Origin of the sequence: Bradyrhizobium sp. CCBAU 51627, assembly GCF_028128765.1 — a bacterium.
GTDB lineage: Bacteria > Pseudomonadota > Alphaproteobacteria > Rhizobiales > Xanthobacteraceae > Bradyrhizobium.
This window is the reverse complement of the sequence record NZ_LBJG01000024.1, coordinates 141,093-161,781: the sequence shown is the minus strand read 5'-3', so window position 1 is coordinate 161,781 and position 20,689 is coordinate 141,093. Positions and strand designations below refer to the sequence as shown.

The following is a 20,689-nucleotide window of genomic DNA, read 5'->3' as shown; positions in this document are numbered from 1 at the left end:
TGCGCTCGCAATGACGGCAGAGCTAGGCTTTCTCCGCCGGCACGCGCCCCGTCTCGCCGCTCGACACCAGCAGCACCGACACCTTCGACTGCCTGAGCACGGCGTCGGCGACGCCGCCGAAGGAGAGGTGATCGGCCTGGATGCGGTCGACGCCCATGACGACGAGATCGACATCGGTGGTGTCGATCTCGCGCAGGATCGCGGCTTCAGGCGCCCGATCCACCCGCAAGGTCGTAGTGATGTCGACGTCGTAGCGGGCGGCAAGATCGCTGGCGTCCTTGAGGATGCCGGCTTCCCGGCTCAGGCCGCGAGAGGCACCGCGCTGCGCGCCCTTGTCGCGCGTCGTCGCGACATAGATCACGCGAAGCGAGCCTGATCCGGCCTGCGTCAGCGCGACCGCGACCTCTGCGCCGCGCTTGGAAATACCGCTGCCGGAGACCGGGACGAGGATGTTGAGCGCATCCGGCATCGGTTGCTTCAGGTGCTTGCCCTTCGCCGCCACGATCGCGAGCGGGCCCTCGAATTTTGCGGCGATGTCTTCGATCTTCCCGTCGAAGCGGTCCTTGGCGGCGACCTTGTCGATGCCGACGACGAGGAGATCAAAGCCCTTGCGCGCTTCGTCGGCGATGGCGTCTCCGAGCTCGGCGCGCCTGGCACGGGTGACGACATCGACACTGCCGGCCTCGCCGTCACCATTGGTGGAGACGGTTTCGGCCGCCTTCTTCACCACAGCTTCGTGACTCTCCTCCTCGTTGCGGCCCCTCTCCTGCTCCCTGGCGCGGTTGCCGATATGCAGCACGGTGATCGGCAGGCCGCGCATCCCGGCGATCAGGCCGATGACGTGCGAAGCGAAGGTGGCATTGACGCTCTCGTCGACTGCCAGCAGGGGACGTTCGAGATTGGCGACGAAGCCGCGCTTCTCGAACTCCTCCCGCTCCAGGCGCTCCTTCTCGTCCCTGCTCATCGGCAGCCCGGCCAGCGCCGCGCGCAGCATCGGCGGCATCGCCATCGTGGTCACGATCGCCATGGTGACGATCATCGTGAAGAGGTTCTGGCTGAGCACGCCGATCGAGAGGCCGATGGTGGCGATGATCACCTCGGTCGAGCCGCGCGCATTCATCCCGCTCGCCAGCGCCAGCGACTCCCGCGTGCTCAAGCCACCGACGGTGCCGCCGACAAAGGCGCCGCCGAACTTGCCGACGCTGGCGATCACGACCAGGAGCCCGGTGAGCATCAAGAGATTGGGATCGCGCAATACCGAGAGATCGGCGCTGAGGCCGGCAAGCCCAAAGAACACCGGCATGAAGAAGCTGGAGATCAGCCCGCGCAGGCGCTCATCGATCTGCCGCGTCAGGATCGGGGACTCGCCGACCAGGATGCCGGCCACGAAGGCCCCGAGCACGGTGTGGACGCCGATCGCATGCGTGATCAGCGCCATCACGCCCATCAACAGCAGGATCACGGTGATCACCGCCGCCGTGCTGACGAGGTTGTCATTGGCCCAGCGAATGAGCTGAAACACCAGACGGCGGCCGATGGTGAAGCTGACCGCAAGGAAGGCGAGCGTGCCCAGCACCGCCTTCGCCACCGAGCCGATGTCCAGCGTGCCTTGCGCGGCGAGGCTGAAGATGACGGCGATGATGATCCAGCCGATGGTGTCGTCGATCACGGCGGTCGCGACGATGATCTGGCCGACATTGCGGCGCATGAAGTTCATCTCGCGCACGACCACCGCGACGATCTTCACCGAGGAGATCGACAGCGCCGTGCCCATGAACAGCGATGCGACGAGGCGCTGCTCCGGCTTCGGCAGCAGCGCATCAGGCAGGAATTCGCCGAGCGCGAAGCCGCAGGCAAACGGCACCAAAATGCCGGCGATCGAGATCGCGATCGCAGCCTTGCCGATCTTCCTGACCAGCTTGAGGTCGGTCTCCATGCCGGTGAGCAGAAGCAGCAGAAGGATGCCGACTTGCGCGATGCCGTCGAGCATCGCCTTCTGCTCGGGTGCCTTGGGAAAGATCGTGGCTTGCGCCTCCGGCCAGAGCCAGCCGAACAGCGACGGCCCGAGCAGGATGCCCGCGAGCAATTCGCCGATCACCGAGGGCTGACCGATCCGCTGCATGATCTCGCCGAGACCGCGGCCCATTGCGATCAGCAGCACGATCTGCGTCACCAGCAGGAATTCGGACGGGCCGGCCGATTTGCCGCCCTCGGCGCCGGCGGCGATGGTCGTGAGGACAAGCGCCGCGGGGACAAGGCCGGCCGGTCGGAGCAGGCTCCACAGCATGCACATGCAGGTGTCTTTCCCCCTTCACCAGCCCTGGCAAGGTGCCGGGGCCGCAGGGGTAGAACCCGCAAGGGGCGAAGCGGGTTCCGTCCCTCGCGCCAGGCCGGGGAAACCAAACTCGAAAACAACCCCATGCACAGTAGAGATCGGATTGAAGGGGCGCGATAAATTTCGCTCAAACCGAAATCGCTTGCACCGTCGGGCAAAACACCGGCACAATGGCATTATGGACGCAGGCGGGGGTGGCAAAATTTCTACGCCGCCGACTGGAGGGCCTGAAGTCTGCGGACGAATCCCAACGCCGCTTCGTTCAAATCGCCGAATCTGCTTCTCAGCGCCTCTGCACGCGTGCCCGCGCCCTGGGCAATCGATTGACCCATGACAGCCTTTGAACAAACGTCCTCGACCGACTTCTGGAGATGCTCGGCCCCCTCTGCGGCGCATCTGGCCGCGCGATTGATGTCGCTCGTGGCGCCGCTCTGTTCCTGAACCTCCCTGGCAATCGTCGCGCTCTGCTCGCGAATGTCCCTGATGACATCGACGATCGCGGCGATTTCGCTTGCCGCGGCCTGTGTCGCCGACTGGATGCCGAGCACCTGGGAGGAGATGTCTTCCGTCGCTCGCGCGGTTTGGGTCGCAAGTGTCTTGACCTCCGCCGCCACGACCGCAAAGCCGCGGCCCGCTTCACCCGCCCGCGCCGCCTCGATGGTCGCATTGAGGGCCAACAGGTTGGTCTGGCCGGCGATATCGCTGATCAATTCCACGACACTTCCAATTCTTGTCGCGGCTTGCACCATGCTCTCCACCATCAATCCGGCCTGAGTTGCGCGCCCGCTTGCGATATCAGCCACCTGGCTTGCTTCCTGGGCCCGCCCGTTGATGTTGCGGGTGGAAGCATCGAGCTGCTCGACCCCGGCAGCCATGGCCTGCACGCTGCCGGCAATGCTCCCTGCGGACGCCGACGCCGTGCGGCTGCACAGCATGTTGTCCGCGTTGAACCGCTCCAGCTCCTGGATCGCATCGGCAATGTGCCTTGCCGCCGCAACGACCTCATCCACGGACCCGACGACCGATTCCTCGAAGGACGAGGTCGCCCGCGCAAGAACATCCCTCAGCTCGCTTTCCGCCTGTATCTTGAGCTTCGCCTGGGAAGCCTGAAGCGACAATCGATCGGCCGAATGATCACGCAAGACGGCAACGGCCGCGGCCATGGAACCAATCTCGTCCCGCCGGTCCAACCCCGGAATCTGCCCTTCGATCCCACCCGACACGATCTCGCGCAGGCGCTCCTCGAGCCGCCGCAGCGGCCGGGAGATCGTTCCCGCAATCAAAGCCGCAAACGCAACGCTCATGAGCACGACCAGCAAGGCGAGACCGCCGAGCCGCAGCCCCGCGGCCTTGAACGACTCGTCGAGATCGTCGACATACATTCCACTGATGACCATCAACTTGAGGTCCGGAAGCGCCCTGACGAAGGCCCTTTTGCGCAGTGGCTCCGGCTGGCCGCTGCGGGGAAAATAGTAGGTGACGGTGCCGGCACCGGCGCTGTGCGCGAGATCGACGATCTCGCGCCGGAACAAATGTCCAACGACGTCGCCCTTGTCGGTCAAGTTCTTGCCGACGTTTTCAGGCGTGCCGCCGTCGGCGAGATTGAGCCCGTCCCAACTATACACAAAGAAGTAGTTGTTACCGTCATATCGCGATTTCGCGACGATCTCCCTGATCCTCGCAATGATCTCGTCGCGGCTCATGCGGCCTGACAGCACCTCTTGCTGATAGGCCGAGATCTGCGATGCCACCACATCGACGGCGCCACGCAACGCCCGCGTTCTCTCGGCTTCCATCTGATCGCGCAGCTGGACGAGGGACACGCCAACGAGAACCATCATCGCGAGAACACTGCCAAGCGTGAGTAGGCCCAGCCGCCATGCGATCTTGATCTTCTTCATGCGAAATCCCCAGTCGTTGCAATCAATGCCGAAGCTTGCGATCGAAAGCTTGACGAGGACTTTCATTGATGGCGCCGAACGCGAGGCTATGCGCAGAATGTTATGCGTAATTTGCATCGGCTAGTCGCATCTTGCATCGGAGCGAGATGTCACGCCGGCCGGAACGAAGGGGCGCGACTACGGTCCGAGTGATAAAAAGGAAATGGGGCGCGCGCCCATGAATTGACCACGTCCGCTGCGCTCCCGGTAGTGCCACCCTTGTCGGCCCAGCAAATGACGCGAGGGGCCAGATACAGACATCCGGCAGGCTTCCAAATCGTTCGAAAGTGCGATCATATGCCGTGCGGGAACAACTTGAAGTTTAGGCGCAAGAGTCTCGGCTTGCCGGAGGAGAGTGCACGTGAAAGAACTCGCTGGAAAGACTGCGTTCGTGACCGGTGCAGCGTCAGGCATTGGCCTGGGGATCGCGACCGCTTTCGCCCAGGCAGGGGCGAAAGTGATGCTTTGCGATATCGAAGAAGAGGCTTTGTCCGCGGCGCTCAAGCATCTGAAGCTCACCAATGTCGATGTCGAGGGCGTGAAAGCCGATGTCTCGCTCAAGGCCGAACTCGTGGCAGCCGCCGAAGCCACGACTGCCCGCTACGGCAAGGTGCATATCCTCGTCAACAATGCGGGCGTCGGCGGCGGGGGGCCCTATGGCAGCTGGACCGAGGCGTCGTGGAATTGGACCCTGGGCGTCAATCTGATGGCGACCATCTGGGGAATCGGGATTTTCGGGCCGTTGATCGAGCAGCATGGCGAGGGTGGACATATCGTCTCCACAGCGTCGATCGCCGGCCTCGTTTCGGGGGGAAGCACCTCGTACAACGTTTCAAAATATGGCGTTGTTGCGCTGTCCGAGGGACTGCGGCAGGAACTCGCGCCCCGCGGGATTGGCGTATCGGTGCTGTGTCCCGGATTCATCCGCACGCAAATCATGAACTCGAGTCGCAACCTCCCCAAGCGCTTCGAGGGCGGAGTCCGAGCCCCGCCGACGTCAGGCCCGATTGCCGAGCGGATCAATCAGATTCGCGAACGCGTCTCTCAGGGCATCGATCCCCTCTATGTAGGTGAACTCGTCCGCGAAGGCGTCGAAAACGACTGGCCCTATATCTTCACCGACCTCGAATTCGAGCCGATTGTCGAAGCCCGCTTCGCCGCAATCAAGCAGGGCTTCGACCACATCCGCGGCCGCACCCCGAAACGTTGAGCGCAGCCTTTCATCAGCCTGATGATGCTCTGATGTGGCTATGCCCGCGGATATGCCGGCGCTGAGCTCAAAGGCCTCGGGGACATCTCCCGGGGCCTTAGGATCACGAGCAGGGTTTTCTCAAGAGTGGCGAACCCATCGGCTCATCCGCCCGTCGCCCCGGCGACGGCGACATCAGGCACTGCTGTCTCGGATGCCCCCTCTTCGATCAGACCTCGTTTGTCTTCCCACTTGGCCACGGCAGCCGTCGCGATGCCATTGCCGATGACGTTGGTCATGGTTCGGCCCATGTCGAGGAACTGGTCGATGCCCATGACGAGGAGCATGCCACCCAAGGGCAGGTTGAACATCGGCAGGGTCGCGGCAACGACCACGAGCCCGGCGCGCGGCACGCCGGCGATCCCCTTGCTGGTGACCATCATCACCAGCAGCATGACGAGTTGCTGCGTGAAGCTCAGCTCGATGCCGTAGGCCTGCGCGATGAATAAGGCCGCGAAGGCCTGGTACATCATCGAGCCGTCGAGGTTGAACGAATAGCCCAACGGCAGCACGAAGCCCGAGATGCGCTCGCTGATACCGAACTTCGTCAATTGCTCGATCATCTTGGGATAGGCGGCCTCGCTGCTCGCGGTGGAGAAGGCGAGCAGCATCGGCTGGCGCAGCAGGCCGATGAGATGAAGAACGGGTCGGCCGAGGGCCACGAGACCTGCGAGAACGAGGACGCTCCAGAGCACCGCGAGGCTGAAATAGAAGGTCGCGATGAACTTGCCGTAGGTCAGGAGCACGCCAAGTCCCTGCGTGGTAATCACCGCCGCAATGGCCGCGAACACGCCGAGCGGCGCGAATTGCATCACGAAGTTCGTGATCTGCAGCATGATGTGGACCAGCTCATCGACGGACGCAGCGATGGTCCTGGCATGGCTCGTCTTCAGCCTGCTGAGAGCAAGCCCGAAGAACACGGCGAACACGAGGATCTGCAGGATCTCGTTTGTCGACATGGCCTGGGCGATGCTGGTCGGAAAAACGTGGGTGATGAAGTCTTTCAGATTGAAGCCGGCGGTCTGCAAGTTGACGGAGGCATCTGCATTGGGAAGCGGCAGCTGCAAGCCGTGCCCTGGCGCGAACAGGTTCGCAAAGACCATGCCGAGGCCGAGCGAGACCAGGGAGGCCGAGACGAACCAGCCCATGGATCTGGCGGCAATGCGGCCTACCGCTCCGCCTTCGGAGCCGAGGCTGGTAATGCCTGAGACGATCGTGGCGAAGACGAGCGGCGCAATGATCATCTTGATCATGCGCAGGAACACGTCGGTGACGATCGAAAAATAGCCGGAAATGGTCTTCGCCATCTCTGGTGTCGGCGCCAGCTCATGACAAGCGTAGCCTGCCAGGATACCGAGCAGAAGGCTGACAACGAGAGCATTGGTGAGGCGGTTGGATCGCGCAGGTGAATTGTCGGCACTTATCGTCATTTATCTGTTACCTCCCTTGGCTGCGTGGGTTCACGACGGTTGGGCCACGCCCCCGCGGCCCAATTGGCGTGCTTGGCGGAGTTTCTGTGATCGCTTCAGCGGACCGGCTGTGGCTGGCGGCCGCCCCGGTCGGCAACGGCTAGACCTTGCGGCCGCGTCAGCATCTCGGGCTTGAGGATCGCCGCAAGCGTGGCCTCGGTGAGCAGTCCCCGCTCGCGCACGAGCTCGGCAACGCCGCGGCCGGAGGCATGAGCCTCCACGGCGACGGCCGTTGCGGCGGCATAGCCGATATAGGGATTGAGCGCCGTCACCAGGCCGATCGAGTTCTCGACATCGGCCCGAAGACGGTCGCGATTGGCCGTGATGCCCGCGACGCAGCTCCGCTGCAACGTCAGGCACGCCCGGCTGAGGTGGCTGATGCTCTTGAACAGGCTGTGCGCAATGATCGGCTCGAACGCATTGAGCTGCAATTGGCCGGCTTCCGCGGCCATCGTCACCGTGACGTCGTTGCCGATCACCTCAAAGGCGACCTGGTTCACAACCTCCGGGATCACCGGATTGACCTTTCCGGGCATGATCGAGGAGCCGGCCTGGACGGGGGGAAGGTTGATCTCGCCGAACCCGGCCCGCGGCCCACTCGAGAGCAGCCGGAGGTCGTTGCAGATTTTGGAGATCTTGACCGCAACGCGTTTCAGCACGCCCGAGATCTGAACGAACGCACCGCAATCCTGCGTCGCCTCGACCAGATCGGGGGCAGTCACCAGCGGCAATCGCGTGATCGCATTCAGATGACGGCAGACAAGACGCGCGTAATCCGGGTGCGCGTTGATGCCGGTGCCGATGGCAGTCGCGCCCATGTTGATCTCGTGGATCAGGCGCCCCGCTTCGCGCAAGCGTTCCTGATCCTCGCCGATCATCACGGCATAGGTGTTGAACTCCTGCCCCAGCGTCATCGGCACCGCGTCCTGCAACTGGGTCCGCCCCATTTTCAGGACGTCCTTGAACGCCTCGGCCTTGTCAGCGAAAGCGCCGCGCAGGACGTCCATCGCCATGATGAGATTCTGCAAGCCATGAGATGTCGCGATCTTCAACGCCGTGGGGTACACGTCATTGGTGCTCTGGCTCATGTTGACGTGCTCGTTCGGATGGAGCACGGCGTACTCGCCCCTGACATGGCCGAGAAGCTCCAACGCACGATTTGCGATCACCTCATTGGCATTCATATTGGTGGAGGTGCCGGCGCCGCCCTGGATGACGTCCACCACGAATTGATCGTGAAGCCGGCCAGCGCGCAATTCCTCGCAGGCCGCCACGATCGCCCGTCCGCGCCGCTCGTCGAGAAGACCGAGCTCCATGTTGGACAGGGCCGCCGCCTGTTTGATGGCGGCGAGCGCACCGATCAGTTCGGGATAGCCCGATATCGCGATGCCTGAGATCGGAAAATTCTCGACGGCGCGCATCGTGTGGACGCCGTAATAGGCTTCGGAGGGCACCTCGCGCTCGCCCAGCAGGTCATGTTCCGTCCGCACGTTTATCTCCCGCTCGTCAGCTCCGTTGTTCGGAGACAGTGTCGCCGGTCGTGAGCCTCGCGCTAATCGCGTTGAGGCTTCCGGCCGCTCGGGGATGCATGCGCTCGGGGACCGAGGCCCGTCCAATGTTATGCCGGCAAGCTCTATTCCGATTTTGCATAGATTTCCCTAGAAGATCGGGGCATCTTCCCCAGGGGCGAGCCTCTCCAATCCGAGCACTCGCGAAGACCGGAGCGGAAACGATGGAATTGAAATGGCTGGAAGATTTTCTCAGCCTCGCGCGAACCCGCAGCTTCTCACGCGCGGCGGATGAGCGGCACGTGACGCAATCTGCGTTCAGTCGCAGAATTCAGGCCCTGGAGCTGTGGCTCGGCGTCTCCCTCGTTGATCGCAGCAACTACCCGACGACGCTGACCGCCGAGGGGCGCGAGTTTCTGGAGACTGCGGAAGAAACGGTTCGGATGCTGTATGCGAGCCGTCTCGCACTTCAGGCGAGCAAACGGCCGAGCACCCAGATGGTCTCGGTCGCAGCTCTTCACACCCTGTCGCTGCATTTCTTCCCGCGATGGTTTCGGACCATCGAGAAGGACGTCGGACCCATCGGCAGCCGGTTGCTGCCCGACGATTTTCACAGCTGCCTGCAGGCCCTCGTCGAAGGCAGCTATGACTTCCTGCTCACCTTCCATCACGCCAATGTGCCGATCTTGCTCGAGCCCGAGCTCTACCCCCATATCGTCGTCGGCAGAGACAGTTTTGTCGCCGTGCGCAGCGCAAATTTGCCTGACGGGGCGGACGATACGGCTTCGCTTCCGCTGCTCAGCTACGCCTCGAACTCGTTTCTGGGCCGGGTCGCCACTTTCGCCCAGGCCCAGGCCGGCTCGCCTCTGGCGCACGCGACCCATACCAACGAGAACGCCATGGCGGAGGGACTCAAGTTCATGGCGCTGGAGGGCTATGGCTTGGCGTGGCTGCCGCGCAGTCTCGTTGCCCGGGAATTGGATGAGGGCACCCTCACCATCGTTGGACCGGAGATTCCTCTGGAAGTCCGGCTCTATCGAAGTGCACGGCGAACCCGGCCCATTGTGGAGAAAGTCTGGAACGCCGCGCAATCGGCCGCCCGCAAAACTATGTAGAAGGCGCATATGCCGTTCTGAACCGGCATTGGATTTGCCCGAAGCGACCTTGCACCATGACTCCGACAAGGAGACAACGATGCTTGGAATTCTGGGCGGCATGGGCCCGATGGCGACCGTGGATTTCATGGGCAAGATCGTCCGGAACACCCCCGCATCCTGCGACCAGGACCACATCCAGATGGTCGTCTGTTCGGCGACCAATGTGCCCGACCGTACCGCCGCCATTCTCGGCCAGGGCTCGGATCCCCTTCCCGCCATGCTGAATGCCCTGCGCCGGCTCGAGCTGTCAGGCGCGACCCGCATCGCCATTCCCTGCAACACGGCTCACCATTGGCACGGCGCGCTGCAGGCGGAGACGTCGGTACCGATCATCCACATCGTCGACGCCGTTGCTGATGCGCTCGCCGAGCAGCGGACGACCCCGACCATCGGCTTGCTTGCGACTGATGGCACTATCCAGGCCGGAATCTACCAGCAGCGTCTGGCCGAACGCGGCTATGCGTGCGTGGTGCCCGATGCGAAGGCGCAAGCCGAAATCATGCGCGCGATCCGACTGGTGAAAGCTGGACATACTGGCAGTGCCTCCGACATCCTTGGCCGGGAGGCAAAGACGCTCGCGGCCCGGGGCTGTTCGCATATCGCCATGGCCTGCACGGAAATTCCCCTGGCATTGGCCGTGCTCGACAACGATGTGGGCGCGGCATTGCTGGACCCCACCGACCTGCTGGCGCAGGCCTGCGTCAGATCATGCCTCGCCATCCCGCAGGATGTGGTGCAGCAGGTTGCATGAACCTTCACGCCGCCGCAGGCGAGCGGATCTCACGCGGCAGGATGATCGCCGCCGCGATCGCGAGCAGGCACAGCGCCGCAAAGGCGTGCAGCATGGTGACGAAACCGCCTTGTTCGTAGAGCCAGGCGACGAGGCCGACGGAGGCGCCCGCCGCGGTGAAGCCGATGAAATAGCGCACGGCATAGGCGCGCGAGCGCCATTCCTCGCTGGTGTATTTGCCGACCATGGCATCGTTCACCGTGACCTGGCCGAACGCGCCCATGACGATGCCGATTGAGACCAGGATCAGCGGCAGATTGTTCAGGCTCGCCGCCAGATAGAGGAACGGCGCCAGCATGAGGGACAGCGGCAGGGCCACCGTCTTCAGCGAATAGCGGTCGAGCAGCCGGCCGATCGTGTACTGCGTCATTGCGCCGAACACGTAGACGCAGGCCGCGATGACCCCGAGCAGCGCCGGGCTCCTGGTCAGGTCCGCGAGCCGCTCCGCGAACAGTTTTGGCAGCGCGACGGTGACGGCATTGAACGTGGTCGAGATCGCGATCACCACGATCAGCAGCGACAGCACCACGCGCCACATGTCTTGCTTGGCGACGCGCGCCTGTGCGGCCGCCTGCCGTGAGCCCTTGCGGTCCTCATGCACGACCAGCATCGCAAAGGCGATGCCGATCAGGATGGTGACGAAGCCGGGAATGATAAAGGCAAACCGCCAGCCGAGATATTGCCCGATCACGCCCGTGACCAGCGCGGACGAGGCGACGCCAAGATTGCCCCAGACGCCGTTGATGCCCATCTCGCGACCGAGCCGGTCGGCATAGGACACGATCATCGCAGTGCCGACCGGGTGATAGATCGAGGCGAACACCCCGATTGCCAGCAGCGTGGCGCCGAGCTGCAGCGGCGTCTGCACGAAACCGACCGAGATCATGGAAACGCCGATGCCGACGAAGAAGATCAGCATCATGTGGCGGCGGCTCCAGCGGTCGCCGAGCCAGCCCGTCAGCAGCGAGCCGGCGCCAAAGGCGATGAAGCCCGGGGTCGCGTAGGGAAGCAGTTCCGAATAGGCCATGCCGAGCGCCGGCCCCATGATGATCACGGCGGCGGCGAAGATCAGCATCGAATAATGGTCGATGAAATGGCCTGCGTTGACGAAACTGATGACCCTGACAGGGCTGTTCATTCGGAATCCTCTCCTGTTCCGAAATGAGTTATATGTCATGGCCATCACGGGATGCTGCCAATGACTGTCTTGGAAACGCCAATCCTGCGGGAGGTCCGGAGCAATCACCGCTCGCCGGCGGGCGTGCACCTGGTCGCGCGCGATTATCCGCGAGGCATGCGGATCGATCCGCACATGCACCGTGAGGCGCAGCTGATCTATGCGGCAAAGGGCACGATGCAGGTGACGACGCCCGGCGGGCGCTGGCTGGTGCCGCCGGACCGCGCGGTCTGGGTGCCGGCCGGGCTGGAGCATGCCATCGACCTGCTTGCCGACATCGAGATGCGCACCTTGTATTTTGATCTCGCCTGGCTGAAGCGCGAAAATCGCCATGAGGGACTGACCAGGGAATTCGTGGTGCGGGTGTCGCCGCTGCTCAACCAGGCGATCCTGGCGCTGTTCGACCCGCGCAACACCGAAGAACGCACCGCGCTCTTGGTGCGCCTGGTCATGCTGGAATTGCATCAGGCCGAGGATTCCGCGACCTTCGTGCCGCTGCCGCAGGAGCCGCGCTGCCGGCGCGCCGCGATGATCGTGCTCGATGATCCTACCGGGCTCCACGATATCGACACCCTGGCGCGGGAGGTTGGAACCTCCGCCCGGACCCTGTCGCGGCTGTTCTCGACCGAGACGCAGCTCAGCTTCAAGAGCTGGTGCCAGCGCGCCCGCATCGCGTCGGCGATCCTGCTTTTATCAACCGATAACAATTTCTCGGTGAAGCAGCTCGCGACCCAGCTCGGCTATGCCAGCGTTTCGGCGTTTTCAGCGGCCTTCCGGCAAGTGACCGGGCGGACGCCGACGGAGTTTGTCACACACTCTGGGTCATCGCCCGGCTTGACCGGGCGATCCAGTACTCCGAGACGGCGCGGCTAGAACCGTCAAGCCGCGGCGTACTGGATGCCCCGGTCAAGCCGTGGCATGACAGCGTCATCGGGGATGCACAGCCCGACTAAAGATGCCGCATTCCGCCGCTTGATTGTGATCGGCTTCCGCCTAAATCCCGTGTAAGCTTCCGCACCGCACAAACCCGGATTCGAAAAGCCCAGATGGCCAATGCCTTCTTCTCCGACCTGCTCGCCACAATTTCCGAGCGCGGCCGCACGCTGCTGCGACGGGGGGATTCCGCTGACACCAAACAGGATGCCGACGGGCTGATCGCGCTCTGCGGCGCGCTGTTGTCGGGTCGGGGCGAGGCCTCCGGCACCGCCATGGCGCGCGAGGTGCTCGACATCTACCGGGAGCTGGACGCGGCAGGACGCCGCGCCTTCTTCGAAGGGCTGGTGCGCGATTTCGGCCCGGACCGCGAGCGCCTGACCAAGGCGATCGAGGCATGGCGCACCAAGCCTGACGACGAGGACGCGAGCGCGCTGCATTTCGCCTCGGAACCGCGGCGGCAGGAGCTGATCCGCCGCCTCAACCGCGCGCCGGGCGGCACCGGCGATCTCGTCGCCATGCGCGCCGACCTGCTCGGCATGATGAACGGACACACCGATCTCGCCGCGCTCGATCGCGACATCTCGCATCTTCTCTCGTCGTGGTTCAACAGGGGGTTTCTCGTGCTGCGCCGGATTGACTGGTCGACCCCGGCCAACATCCTCGAAAAGATCATCCGCTATGAGGCCGTGCACGAGATCAGCGACTGGGACGATCTGCGCCGCCGCATCGATCCGGTCGACCGCCGCTGCTACGCGTTCTTCCACCCTGCTATGGTCGACGAACCCCTGATCTTCGTCGAGGTGGCGCTGACCGAGACGATTCCGGGCGCGATCGCGCCGCTGCTTGCGGTCGATCGCCAGTACCTTCCGACCGAGAAGGCACGCACCGCCGTGTTCTATTCGATCTCCAACACCCAGCGCGGCCTCGGCGGCATCTCCTTCGGCAGCTTCCTGATCAAGCAGGTGGTCGAGGAGCTGCGCCGCGAACTGCCCAAGCTCGACACCTTCGTGACGCTGTCGCCGGTGCCGGGCTTCATGCCATGGATCAAGCAGGACAAGGAGCTGCCGCTGTCGGACGAGGATCGCGAACTGCTGAAGCGGCTCGACGATCCCAAATGGTTCGAGAACCCCGAGACGACCGCGCAGCTGCGCGGCGTGATCGAGCCGCTCGCCGCGCACTACTTCCTGAAGGCGCGCACGCCGAAGGGCCGCCTGATCGACTCCGTCGCCCGCTTCCACCTCGGCAACGGCGCCCGCCTCGAGCGCATCAACTGGTTCGGGGACCTCTCGCCCAAGGGCCTGCGGGAATCGGCCGGCGTGATGGTCAACTATCTCTACCGCCTCGACGACATCGAGAAGAACCACGAAGCCTACGCCAACGACGGCGAGGTCGTGGCCTCGAGCGCGGTGAAGAAGCTCTTGAAGGGCGAAGGACGCAGGCTGCTGGATATGCGGTTGTCGTAAGGGGCGGACTGAGGGCTCTCTCCACCGTCATTGCGAGGAGCTCGCGACAAAATTGCGAAGCAATTTTGCGCTGATGCGACGAACTAATCCAGAGTCTTTCCGGGGGGGATTCTGGATTGCTTCGCTGCGCTCGCAATGACGGAGTGTGTGGCGCGGCCGTCGGTCGCTTGGTCATCGCGCGTATTCCGGCAGTCAGATCCGCGTCTCGTACAAATCCTTCCAGTCCGGATTGACGCTTTCGATCAGCGCGAGCTTCTTTGCGCGGCTGCCGCCCTTGATCTGTTTCTCGCGCGTGATCGCATCGGTCATGGTTGCGTGCAGTTCGTACCAGACGAGGAGTTTGCAGCCGTACTTCGAGGAGAAGCCCCTCACCAGACCTTCGCGATGCTCGAACGCGCGACGCGGAGGATTCGAGGTGACGCCGACGTAGATCGTCCCGTTGCGGCGATTGGCGAACATGTAGACGCAGGGCTGCTTCATGAATACATTCATCTTGAGCGAATTTTAATGATAGCACAACCACGGGATGATTGCGAGCAAAACACTCGACGAATGCAATAAATCGCGGGATAGTCGTCACACCGTCATTGCGAGCGTAGCGAAGCAATCCAGACTGCCTCAGAGGAAAGATTCTGGATTGCTTCGCTTCGCTCGCAATGATGGAGTACGCGTCAGCGCGCCGCCTACTCCGCCAGCGCCTTCATCTCCTTGTAGAGATCGGACTTGCCCTCGAAGCCGATGCCCGGGAGGTCGGGCATGGTGATGTGGCCGTTCTCGACGCGGACGCCGTCGGGGAAGCCGCCATAGGGCTGGAAGAGGTCGGGATAGCTTTCGTTGCCCCCCAGGCCGAGGCCGGCCGCGATGTTGAGCGACATCTGGTGGCCACCGTGCGGGATGCAGCGGCTGGGCGACCAGCCGTGGGTCTTCAGGACTTCCAGCGTGCGCTGGTATTCGCACAGGCCGTAGGACAGCGCGCAGTCGAATTGCAGCCAGTCGCGATCCGGGCGCATGCCGCCGTAGCGGATCAAATTGCGAGCGTCCTGGTGGCTGAAGAGATTCTCGCCTGTCGCCATCGCACCCGGATAGAATTCGGCGAGCGCGGCCTGCAGCGCGTAGTCGAGGGGATCGCCGACTTCCTCGTACCAGAACAGCGGGTAATCGCGCAGCATCTTGGCGTAGGCGATGCCGGTCTCGAGGTTGAAGCGACCGTTGGCGTCGACGGCGAGCTGGGCGTCCTTGCCGATCTCTTCCAGCACCGCCTCGATCCGCATGCGATCCTCGTCGATATCAGCACCGCCGATCTTCATCTTCACGACGTTGTAGCCGCGATCGAGATAGCTGCGCATCTCGCCGCGCAGCATCGAGAGCCCCTTGCCGGGATAGTAATAGCCGCCGGCGGCGTAGACGAAGACGCGCGGATTGGCTTGCCGGCCGTGACGTTCGGCGATGAGGCGGAACAGCGGCTTGCCCGCGATCTTCGCCACCGCATCCCACACCGCCATGTCGATGGTGCCAACCGCGACCGAACGCTCGCCATGGCCGCCCGGCTTCTCGTTCGTCATCATCGCGCCCCAGACCTTGTCGGGGTCGAGATTGTCGCCCACCTCGTTCAGAAGCTTCTTTTGATCGGCCTCGAGAATGCGCGAGGCGAAGCGCTCGCGGATCAGGCCGCCCTGCCCGTAGCGGCCGTTGGAGTTGAAGCCGTAGCCGATGACGCGCTTGCCGTCGCGCACCACGTCGGTGACGACGGCAACGAGGCTGGTCGTCATCTTGGTGAAGTCGATATAGGCGTTGCGGATCGGGGACGAGATCGGCTTGGTGATCTCGCGGACGTCGACGATGCGGACGGACATAAGGTGGCCTTTCACTGTCGTCATTGCGAGCGAAGCGAAGCAATCCAGTCTGTCTCCGCGGAAATCATCTGGATTGCTTCGTCGCAAGAGCTCCTCGCAATGACGAGGAGAGAGTTCACGCTGCGCCTATTTCTTATCCCTGAAATACGGCTCGACCGGGCCGTGCACCTTGATGGTCAGCGGGTTGCCGTAGCGGTCCTTGGCATTGCCGGCGGTGACGCGGACCCAGCCTTCGCTGATGCAGTATTCCTCGACATTGGTCTTCTCGATGCCCTTGAAGCGGATGCCGACGTCGCGCGACAGGATGTCCGCGTTGTAATAGGGGCTGTTCGGATCGACCGACAGGCGGTCCGGGAATTCGTCGCTCATTGATGTCTCGCTCACAACAGTGTTTCGATTTGATGCCGCAGTCCTTCGGGCCGCGCGGTCGGCGCATAGCGGGCGACCACCTTGCCGGCACGGTCCACCAGGAATTTGGTGAAATTCCATTTGATGGAGGCACCCAGCAGACCGGATTGCTGGCGTTTCAGGTACTCGTACAAGGGATGCGCGTGGGCGCCGTTGACGTCGATCTTCTCGAACAAGGGAAAGGTGACGTCGTAATTGGTCGAGCAGAACGCATGGATCTCGCTGGCCTGGCCCGGCTCCTGCGCACCGAACTGGTTGCAGGGAAAGCCGAGCACGGAAAAGCCGCGGGGCGACAGATCCCGATGCAGATCCTCGAGCCCGCGATATTGCGGCGTGAAGCCGCATTTGCTCGCGGTGTTGACGATCAAGAGCACCTGCCCCTCGAAGCGGCGCATCGACACCTCTTCGCCCGCAAGCGAATTGGCCTTGAAGTCGTAGATGTCGGACATCGCTAACCCACTGGATCGATCGGCGACGGCGGCACGCCGCCGGCCTCGATCGCCTCGCCTGCGAGCAGGCAGAGATCCTCGCGATAGCGGCCGGAGACAATGTGCACGCCGACCGGCGACTTGCCGACGAGGCCGGTGGAGACCACGAGGCCCGGCAGGCCCATGAAGGGAATCGCGATCTGCGGCAGCTGGGCTTCCCAGACGCGCTTGAAGGAGGCATCGTCCTTGCGATCGAGATGATCTGGGAACGGCAACTCGCCGGAAACCGGCGTCAGCAGCACGGCGTAGGTCTCGAAGAACAGCATCCACTCGCGCGTCAGCGTGGCGCGGCTCGTCAGCGCCCTGGCGTAAGTCGGCTGGTCCATCGGCGTGACCCTGGCGCGGTTGCCGCGCAGGCAGGCCAGCGCGCCGGGGTCGCCCTCGCGCTCCGCCGCCTCCAACTGTGCCTCATAGCCGTCGCCGAGCCAAAGCTTGATCTGCCACTCGACAGCCTCGCGCATCGGCGGGGTGTTCTCGATGACATCGACGGTCCAGCCGGCACGCTCGAGCCGCTTGCCGGCGTCGCTCACCGCTGCCTTCACCTCCGGCGTGGTGGCGAGGCCGTCCGGATCGAGGCAGAGCGCGGCGTGCTTCTGACGCGCGGGGCCTTGCAGCGGCACTGGTGCGAACCAGGGATCGCGGATGTCGCGAGCCGCCATCGCTTCGAGCGCGATCCTGAGATCGTTGACCGTACGTGCCAGCGGGCCCGAGACCGCCATGATCTGCGGCCCGATCGGACGCTCCGGCAGCGCCGGATTGAAGGCGGGGATGCGGCCCAAGGTCGGGCGCAGGCCGTGCACGCCGCAGGCATAGGCGGGATAGCGGATCGAGCCGGCGATGTCGGTGCCGTGAGCGATGTGGCCGATGCCGGCGGCGACCGCCGAGCCGGCGCCGCCGGACGAGCCGCCTGGCGTCAGCGAGGCATCGCGCGGGTTTTTGGTGTCGCCATGCACGAGGTTGGTGGTGAACCAGCGATAGGAGAAGGCCGGGCAATTGGTGCGCCCGAGGAGAACCGCGCCGGCTTTGCGGAAATTGGCGACGACGGGATTGTCCTCGCGTGCGATCAAATCGCGCTGCAGCTTGAGGCCGTTGGTGGTGGCAAAGCCCGCCTGGTCGACATTGGCCTTGATGGTGACGGGCACGCCGGCGAGCACGCCGGGATCCTCGCCCCTTGCGATGACGGCATCGACGGCGTCGGCCTGCTTGAGCACGTCCTCGGGCCGGTGGTCGATCACGGCGTTGAGCCTGGGATTGACGGCGTCCAGGCGGTCGAGGCCGGCCTTGGCGGCCTCCCGGGCGGACACTTTCCTGGTCTTGACGAGGGTGGCGAGGTCGGCGGCCGACAGGCGCCAGAGATCTTGCATGACGTGCTCCGTGTGACTGGCGTCTTTTAGCGCCGGGAACGCGTCAAAGCCATGCGGATTTCGCAGGCGTCATTGCCGTGGAGAGAGCGGGGCCGCGTCCGCGGTCCGGCTCAATGCCTCGTCGCGGACTGGTCCGGCATGTCCAGCAGCGCTTCGCTGAAGGGAAACTCCAGCACGATCTCGCCGGCGACGTCGGTGACCTCGATGACCGCCTCGAGCAGGGCCGGCTGGGCGCCCTCGGATTTCACCACCTCCAGGATCATCTGGCGGGCGACCTCCCAGGCACGATCGGGGTTGCGCAGATCCTCGCCGTCAGGATCCACGATCAATTCGTCGCCGATGCGGGTGTTGAAGAAATATCTGGGCATGCCTGATCCAATGGGGTCGCCTGCAGGCGATTGAAAGCCGTTCTATGCTCACAACTGGTTTATCCCGGCAGAGAGCACGACCTATCAACGCTTTTGCGCATGGCATTCGTTCATCTTTACGGCGGTGATACGCTCTCCTTGCAGTGCAGCAATTCCGACGGCCTACTACCTATGTCCGGGAAAATTTCACTAGCGAACTTTTCCGCCCGCACTAATTTAGCGGTCGGGCGGATACGTCCGAGTTCGCAACGATGGAGAGCCAAAATGGCCTGGAAAGCCCCGAAGATCGTCGAAGTGCCGTGCGGCATGGAAATCAACATGTATGTGAGCGCCACCCGCAAGTAAGCGGCCGGCGATCTCGCGCTCTGCGCCGGTGGATTTTTCGGTCACGACGCGTTTCCGAAAGAAAGGATCTATGTCGGCAGCTGCGTCGGCTTGAGATCCACCGCGCGTGTTCCTTCCAGGAGACGGATCATGCTTCGCGTCGTCGTCCTGGGTGCCGCAGCCGGCGGCGGAGTTCCCCAGTGGAATTGCGGCTGCGACGGCTGCCGGGCGGCCCGCAGCCACGGACATGAGCTTTATCGCACCCAAGCCTCGGTTGCCTTCAGCAGCGACGGCGTGCACTGGTTCCTGATCAACGCCTCCCCCGACCTGCGCCAGCAATTGAACGCCACGCCGCAGCTGCATCCCAAGGAAGGCGCGCTGCGCCATACGCCGGTTGCAGGCGTGATCCTGACCAACAGCGAAGTCGACGCGGTCGCAGGCCTGCTCTCGATGCGCGAGAGCTCGCCCTTCACGGTCTATGCGCATGAGAAGGTGCTGGCGATCCTGGCCAGCAACAGCATCTTCAATGTGCTGAACGAGAAGCACGTCAAGCGCCAGCCCATCGGCATTGGCGAGCCGTTCGAGCCGCGATTGCCCGATGGCGCGCGCTCGGGGATCGAGGTGCTGCCGTTTGCGGTGCCCGGCAAGTCGGCCTGGTACCTGGAAGGCAAGGTGCATCCCGGCGGCGAGAGCGGCGACGGCGATACGCTCGGCCTGAAGATCACCGATAAGTCGAGCGGCAAGTGCTTCTACTTCATCGCTGCCTGCGCCGAGGTGACCGACGCGCTCAAGGCCGAGATCGACGGCGCCGCGCTGGTGTTCTTCGACGGCACGGTCTGGCAGGACGACGAGATGATCAGGGCCGGCCTCGGCCACAAAACCGGCAAGAGCATGGGGCATGTCGCGATGGCCGGCGAGGACGGCGCGATCGCGCGGCTCGCCGATCTCAAGATCGACAGGAAGATCTTTCTGCATATCAACAATTCGAACCCGGCGCTGCTGCCAGCCTCGCCTGAACGCAAGACTGCTGAACAAGCGGGATGGCAGATTCCCGCCGACGGAACGGAGATCGTGCTGTGAATGCCGCATCCATCACTGGAATGACCGCGCTCTCGATCGGCAAGGATATCAGGCTCAACTCGGCCGAGGAGCTCGAGGCGACGCTGCGCCACATCGGCGCGACGCGCTATCACAGCCTGCATCCGTTTCATAAGCTGCTGCACGGCGGCAAGCTCAATAAAGGCCAGGTGCAGGCCTGGGCGCTGAACCGCTATTATTACCAGAGCACGATCCCGATCAAGGACGCGATCGTGATCTCGCGCTTCCGCGACCGCGCCACGCGGCTGGAATGGCGCCACCGCATCGAGGACCATGACGGTAATGTCGGCTCCGAGGGCGGCATCGAGCGCTGGATCAAGCTGACGGAAGGCCTCGGGCTCGACACCGCCTATGTGGAATCGACCGAAGGCATCCTGCCGGCGACCCGCTTCGCGGTGGAGGCCTACGTTCACTATTGCCGCGAGAAGAGCCCGCTGGAGGCGATCGCCTCCTCGCTCACCGAGCTGTTCGCGCCGAGCATCCATGAAGAGCGCATCGCCGGCATGCTGCAGCATTACGACTTCGTCAATCCTGACATCATGAGCTACTTCAAGCGGCGGCTGACGCAGGCGCCGCGCGATGCCAATTTCGCGCTCGACTATGTCAGGACGCATGCACGGACGCCGGAGGAGCGCGCCTCGGTCTGCAATGCGCTGATCTTCAAGACCAACGTGTTGTGGGTGCAGCTCGACGCGCTCTATTACGCCTATGTCGAGGGCAACATTCCACCGGGCGCGTTCGTGCCCAAAGCGAGTTAAAGGA

General features: G+C 63.6%; 19 protein-coding genes. 8 read left to right on the top strand and 11 right to left on the bottom strand.

Features of this window, described 5'->3' with window-relative positions:
- Positions 1–22: 22 nt before the first annotated feature.
- Positions 23–2,287 carry a cation:proton antiporter domain-containing protein gene (locus XH88_RS15695; protein ID WP_271670358.1) on the bottom strand — a complete coding sequence of 755 codons (2,265 nt, stop codon included), beginning with the start codon at positions 2,285–2,287 and terminating at the stop codon, positions 23–25.
- A 254-nt stretch (positions 2,288–2,541) separates the two neighbouring features.
- A complete protein-coding gene (locus XH88_RS15690; RefSeq protein ID WP_271669203.1) occupies positions 2,542–4,302 on the bottom strand; it encodes a methyl-accepting chemotaxis protein in 1,761 nt (586 codons plus the stop codon).
- A gap of 334 nt (positions 4,303–4,636) precedes the next feature.
- On the opposite strand from XH88_RS15690, the gene XH88_RS15685 reads away from it, so the two are divergent.
- Positions 4,637–5,485: an SDR family NAD(P)-dependent oxidoreductase gene (locus XH88_RS15685; RefSeq protein ID WP_271669202.1), complete on the top strand. Its 849-nt coding sequence runs from the start codon at positions 4,637–4,639 to the stop codon at positions 5,483–5,485.
- 143 nt (positions 5,486–5,628) lie between these two features.
- On the opposite strand, the gene XH88_RS15680 is transcribed toward XH88_RS15685, so the two are convergent.
- Positions 5,629–6,954 (bottom strand): dicarboxylate/amino acid:cation symporter, encoded by a 1,326-nt coding sequence (locus XH88_RS15680; RefSeq protein ID WP_271669201.1) that lies wholly within the window; start codon positions 6,952–6,954, stop codon positions 5,629–5,631.
- A 95-nt stretch (positions 6,955–7,049) separates the two neighbouring features.
- Entirely contained in the window at positions 7,050–8,483 is a 1,434-nt protein-coding gene (gene aspA / locus XH88_RS15675) for an aspartate ammonia-lyase (RefSeq protein WP_271669200.1), read from the bottom strand.
- A 242-nt stretch (positions 8,484–8,725) separates the two neighbouring features.
- Between aspA and XH88_RS15670 the strand changes: the two genes are divergently transcribed.
- Entirely contained in the window at positions 8,726–9,616 is an 891-nt protein-coding gene (locus XH88_RS15670; RefSeq protein ID WP_271670357.1) for a LysR family transcriptional regulator, read from the top strand.
- A 79-nt stretch (positions 9,617–9,695) separates the two neighbouring features.
- Positions 9,696–10,409 (top strand): aspartate/glutamate racemase family protein, encoded by a 714-nt coding sequence (locus XH88_RS15665; RefSeq protein ID WP_271669199.1) that lies wholly within the window; start codon positions 9,696–9,698, stop codon positions 10,407–10,409.
- Positions 10,410–10,413: 4 nt separating this feature from the next.
- Here the strand turns inward: XH88_RS15665 and XH88_RS15660 are convergent, their stop codons facing one another.
- On the bottom strand, positions 10,414–11,586 hold the full coding sequence (locus XH88_RS15660) for an MFS transporter (protein ID WP_271669198.1): 1,173 nt from the start codon (positions 11,584–11,586) through the stop codon (positions 10,414–10,416).
- A 60-nt stretch (positions 11,587–11,646) separates the two neighbouring features.
- Here XH88_RS15660 and XH88_RS15655 point away from each other — a divergent pair, with 60 nt between their 5' ends.
- Positions 11,647–12,498, top strand: coding sequence for an AraC family transcriptional regulator (locus XH88_RS15655; RefSeq protein ID WP_271669197.1), 852 nt, complete (start codon positions 11,647–11,649; stop codon positions 12,496–12,498).
- Positions 12,499–12,671: 173 nt separating this feature from the next.
- Positions 12,672–14,024 carry a malonyl-CoA decarboxylase gene (locus XH88_RS15650; protein WP_271669196.1) on the top strand — a complete coding sequence of 451 codons (1,353 nt, stop codon included), beginning with the start codon at positions 12,672–12,674 and terminating at the stop codon, positions 14,022–14,024.
- A 192-nt stretch (positions 14,025–14,216) separates the two neighbouring features.
- Here XH88_RS15650 and XH88_RS15645 read toward each other — a convergent pair whose 3' ends face one another.
- The 6 genes from XH88_RS15645 to XH88_RS15620 all read right to left on the bottom strand — a co-directional run bounded on the left by XH88_RS15645 (position 14,217) and on the right by XH88_RS15620 (position 18,505).
- On the bottom strand, positions 14,217–14,504 hold the full coding sequence (locus tag XH88_RS15645; RefSeq protein WP_271669195.1) for a GIY-YIG nuclease family protein: 288 nt from the start codon (positions 14,502–14,504) through the stop codon (positions 14,217–14,219).
- A 203-nt stretch (positions 14,505–14,707) separates the two neighbouring features.
- On the bottom strand, positions 14,708–15,877 hold the full coding sequence (tarD, locus tag XH88_RS15640) for a D(-)-tartrate dehydratase (RefSeq protein WP_271669194.1): 1,170 nt from the start codon (positions 15,875–15,877) through the stop codon (positions 14,708–14,710).
- Positions 15,878–16,003: 126 nt separating this feature from the next.
- Positions 16,004–16,246, bottom strand: coding sequence for a DUF3297 family protein (locus XH88_RS15635; RefSeq protein WP_164937929.1), 243 nt, complete (start codon positions 16,244–16,246; stop codon positions 16,004–16,006).
- A gap of 11 nt (positions 16,247–16,257) precedes the next feature.
- The gene (locus XH88_RS15630; RefSeq protein ID WP_271669193.1) at positions 16,258–16,734 is read right to left on the bottom strand and encodes a glutathione peroxidase; all 477 of its coding nucleotides are present in this window, start codon (positions 16,732–16,734) and stop codon (positions 16,258–16,260) included.
- A 2-nt stretch (positions 16,735–16,736) separates the two neighbouring features.
- Entirely contained in the window at positions 16,737–18,137 is a 1,401-nt protein-coding gene (locus tag XH88_RS15625; protein WP_271669192.1) for an amidase family protein, read from the bottom strand.
- Between the two features lie 110 nt (positions 18,138–18,247).
- Complete coding sequence (locus XH88_RS15620; RefSeq protein ID WP_188106791.1) at positions 18,248–18,505, bottom strand: DUF6894 family protein; 258 nt, start codon at positions 18,503–18,505, stop codon at positions 18,248–18,250.
- 264 nt (positions 18,506–18,769) lie between these two features.
- On the opposite strand from XH88_RS15620, the gene pqqA reads away from it, so the two are divergent.
- The 3 genes from pqqA to pqqC all read left to right on the top strand — a co-directional run bounded on the left by pqqA (position 18,770) and on the right by pqqC (position 20,685).
- A complete protein-coding gene (gene pqqA, locus XH88_RS15615) occupies positions 18,770–18,850 on the top strand; it encodes a pyrroloquinoline quinone precursor peptide PqqA (protein ID WP_007595659.1) in 81 nt (26 codons plus the stop codon).
- Between the two features lie 129 nt (positions 18,851–18,979).
- Positions 18,980–19,909 (top strand): pyrroloquinoline quinone biosynthesis protein PqqB, encoded by a 930-nt coding sequence (pqqB, locus tag XH88_RS15610; RefSeq protein ID WP_271669191.1) that lies wholly within the window; start codon positions 18,980–18,982, stop codon positions 19,907–19,909.
- A complete protein-coding gene (gene pqqC, locus XH88_RS15605; protein WP_271669190.1) occupies positions 19,906–20,685 on the top strand; it encodes a pyrroloquinoline-quinone synthase PqqC in 780 nt (259 codons plus the stop codon). The genes pqqB and pqqC overlap by 4 nt, the downstream gene beginning before the upstream one ends.
- Positions 20,686–20,689: the final 4 nt, after the last annotated feature.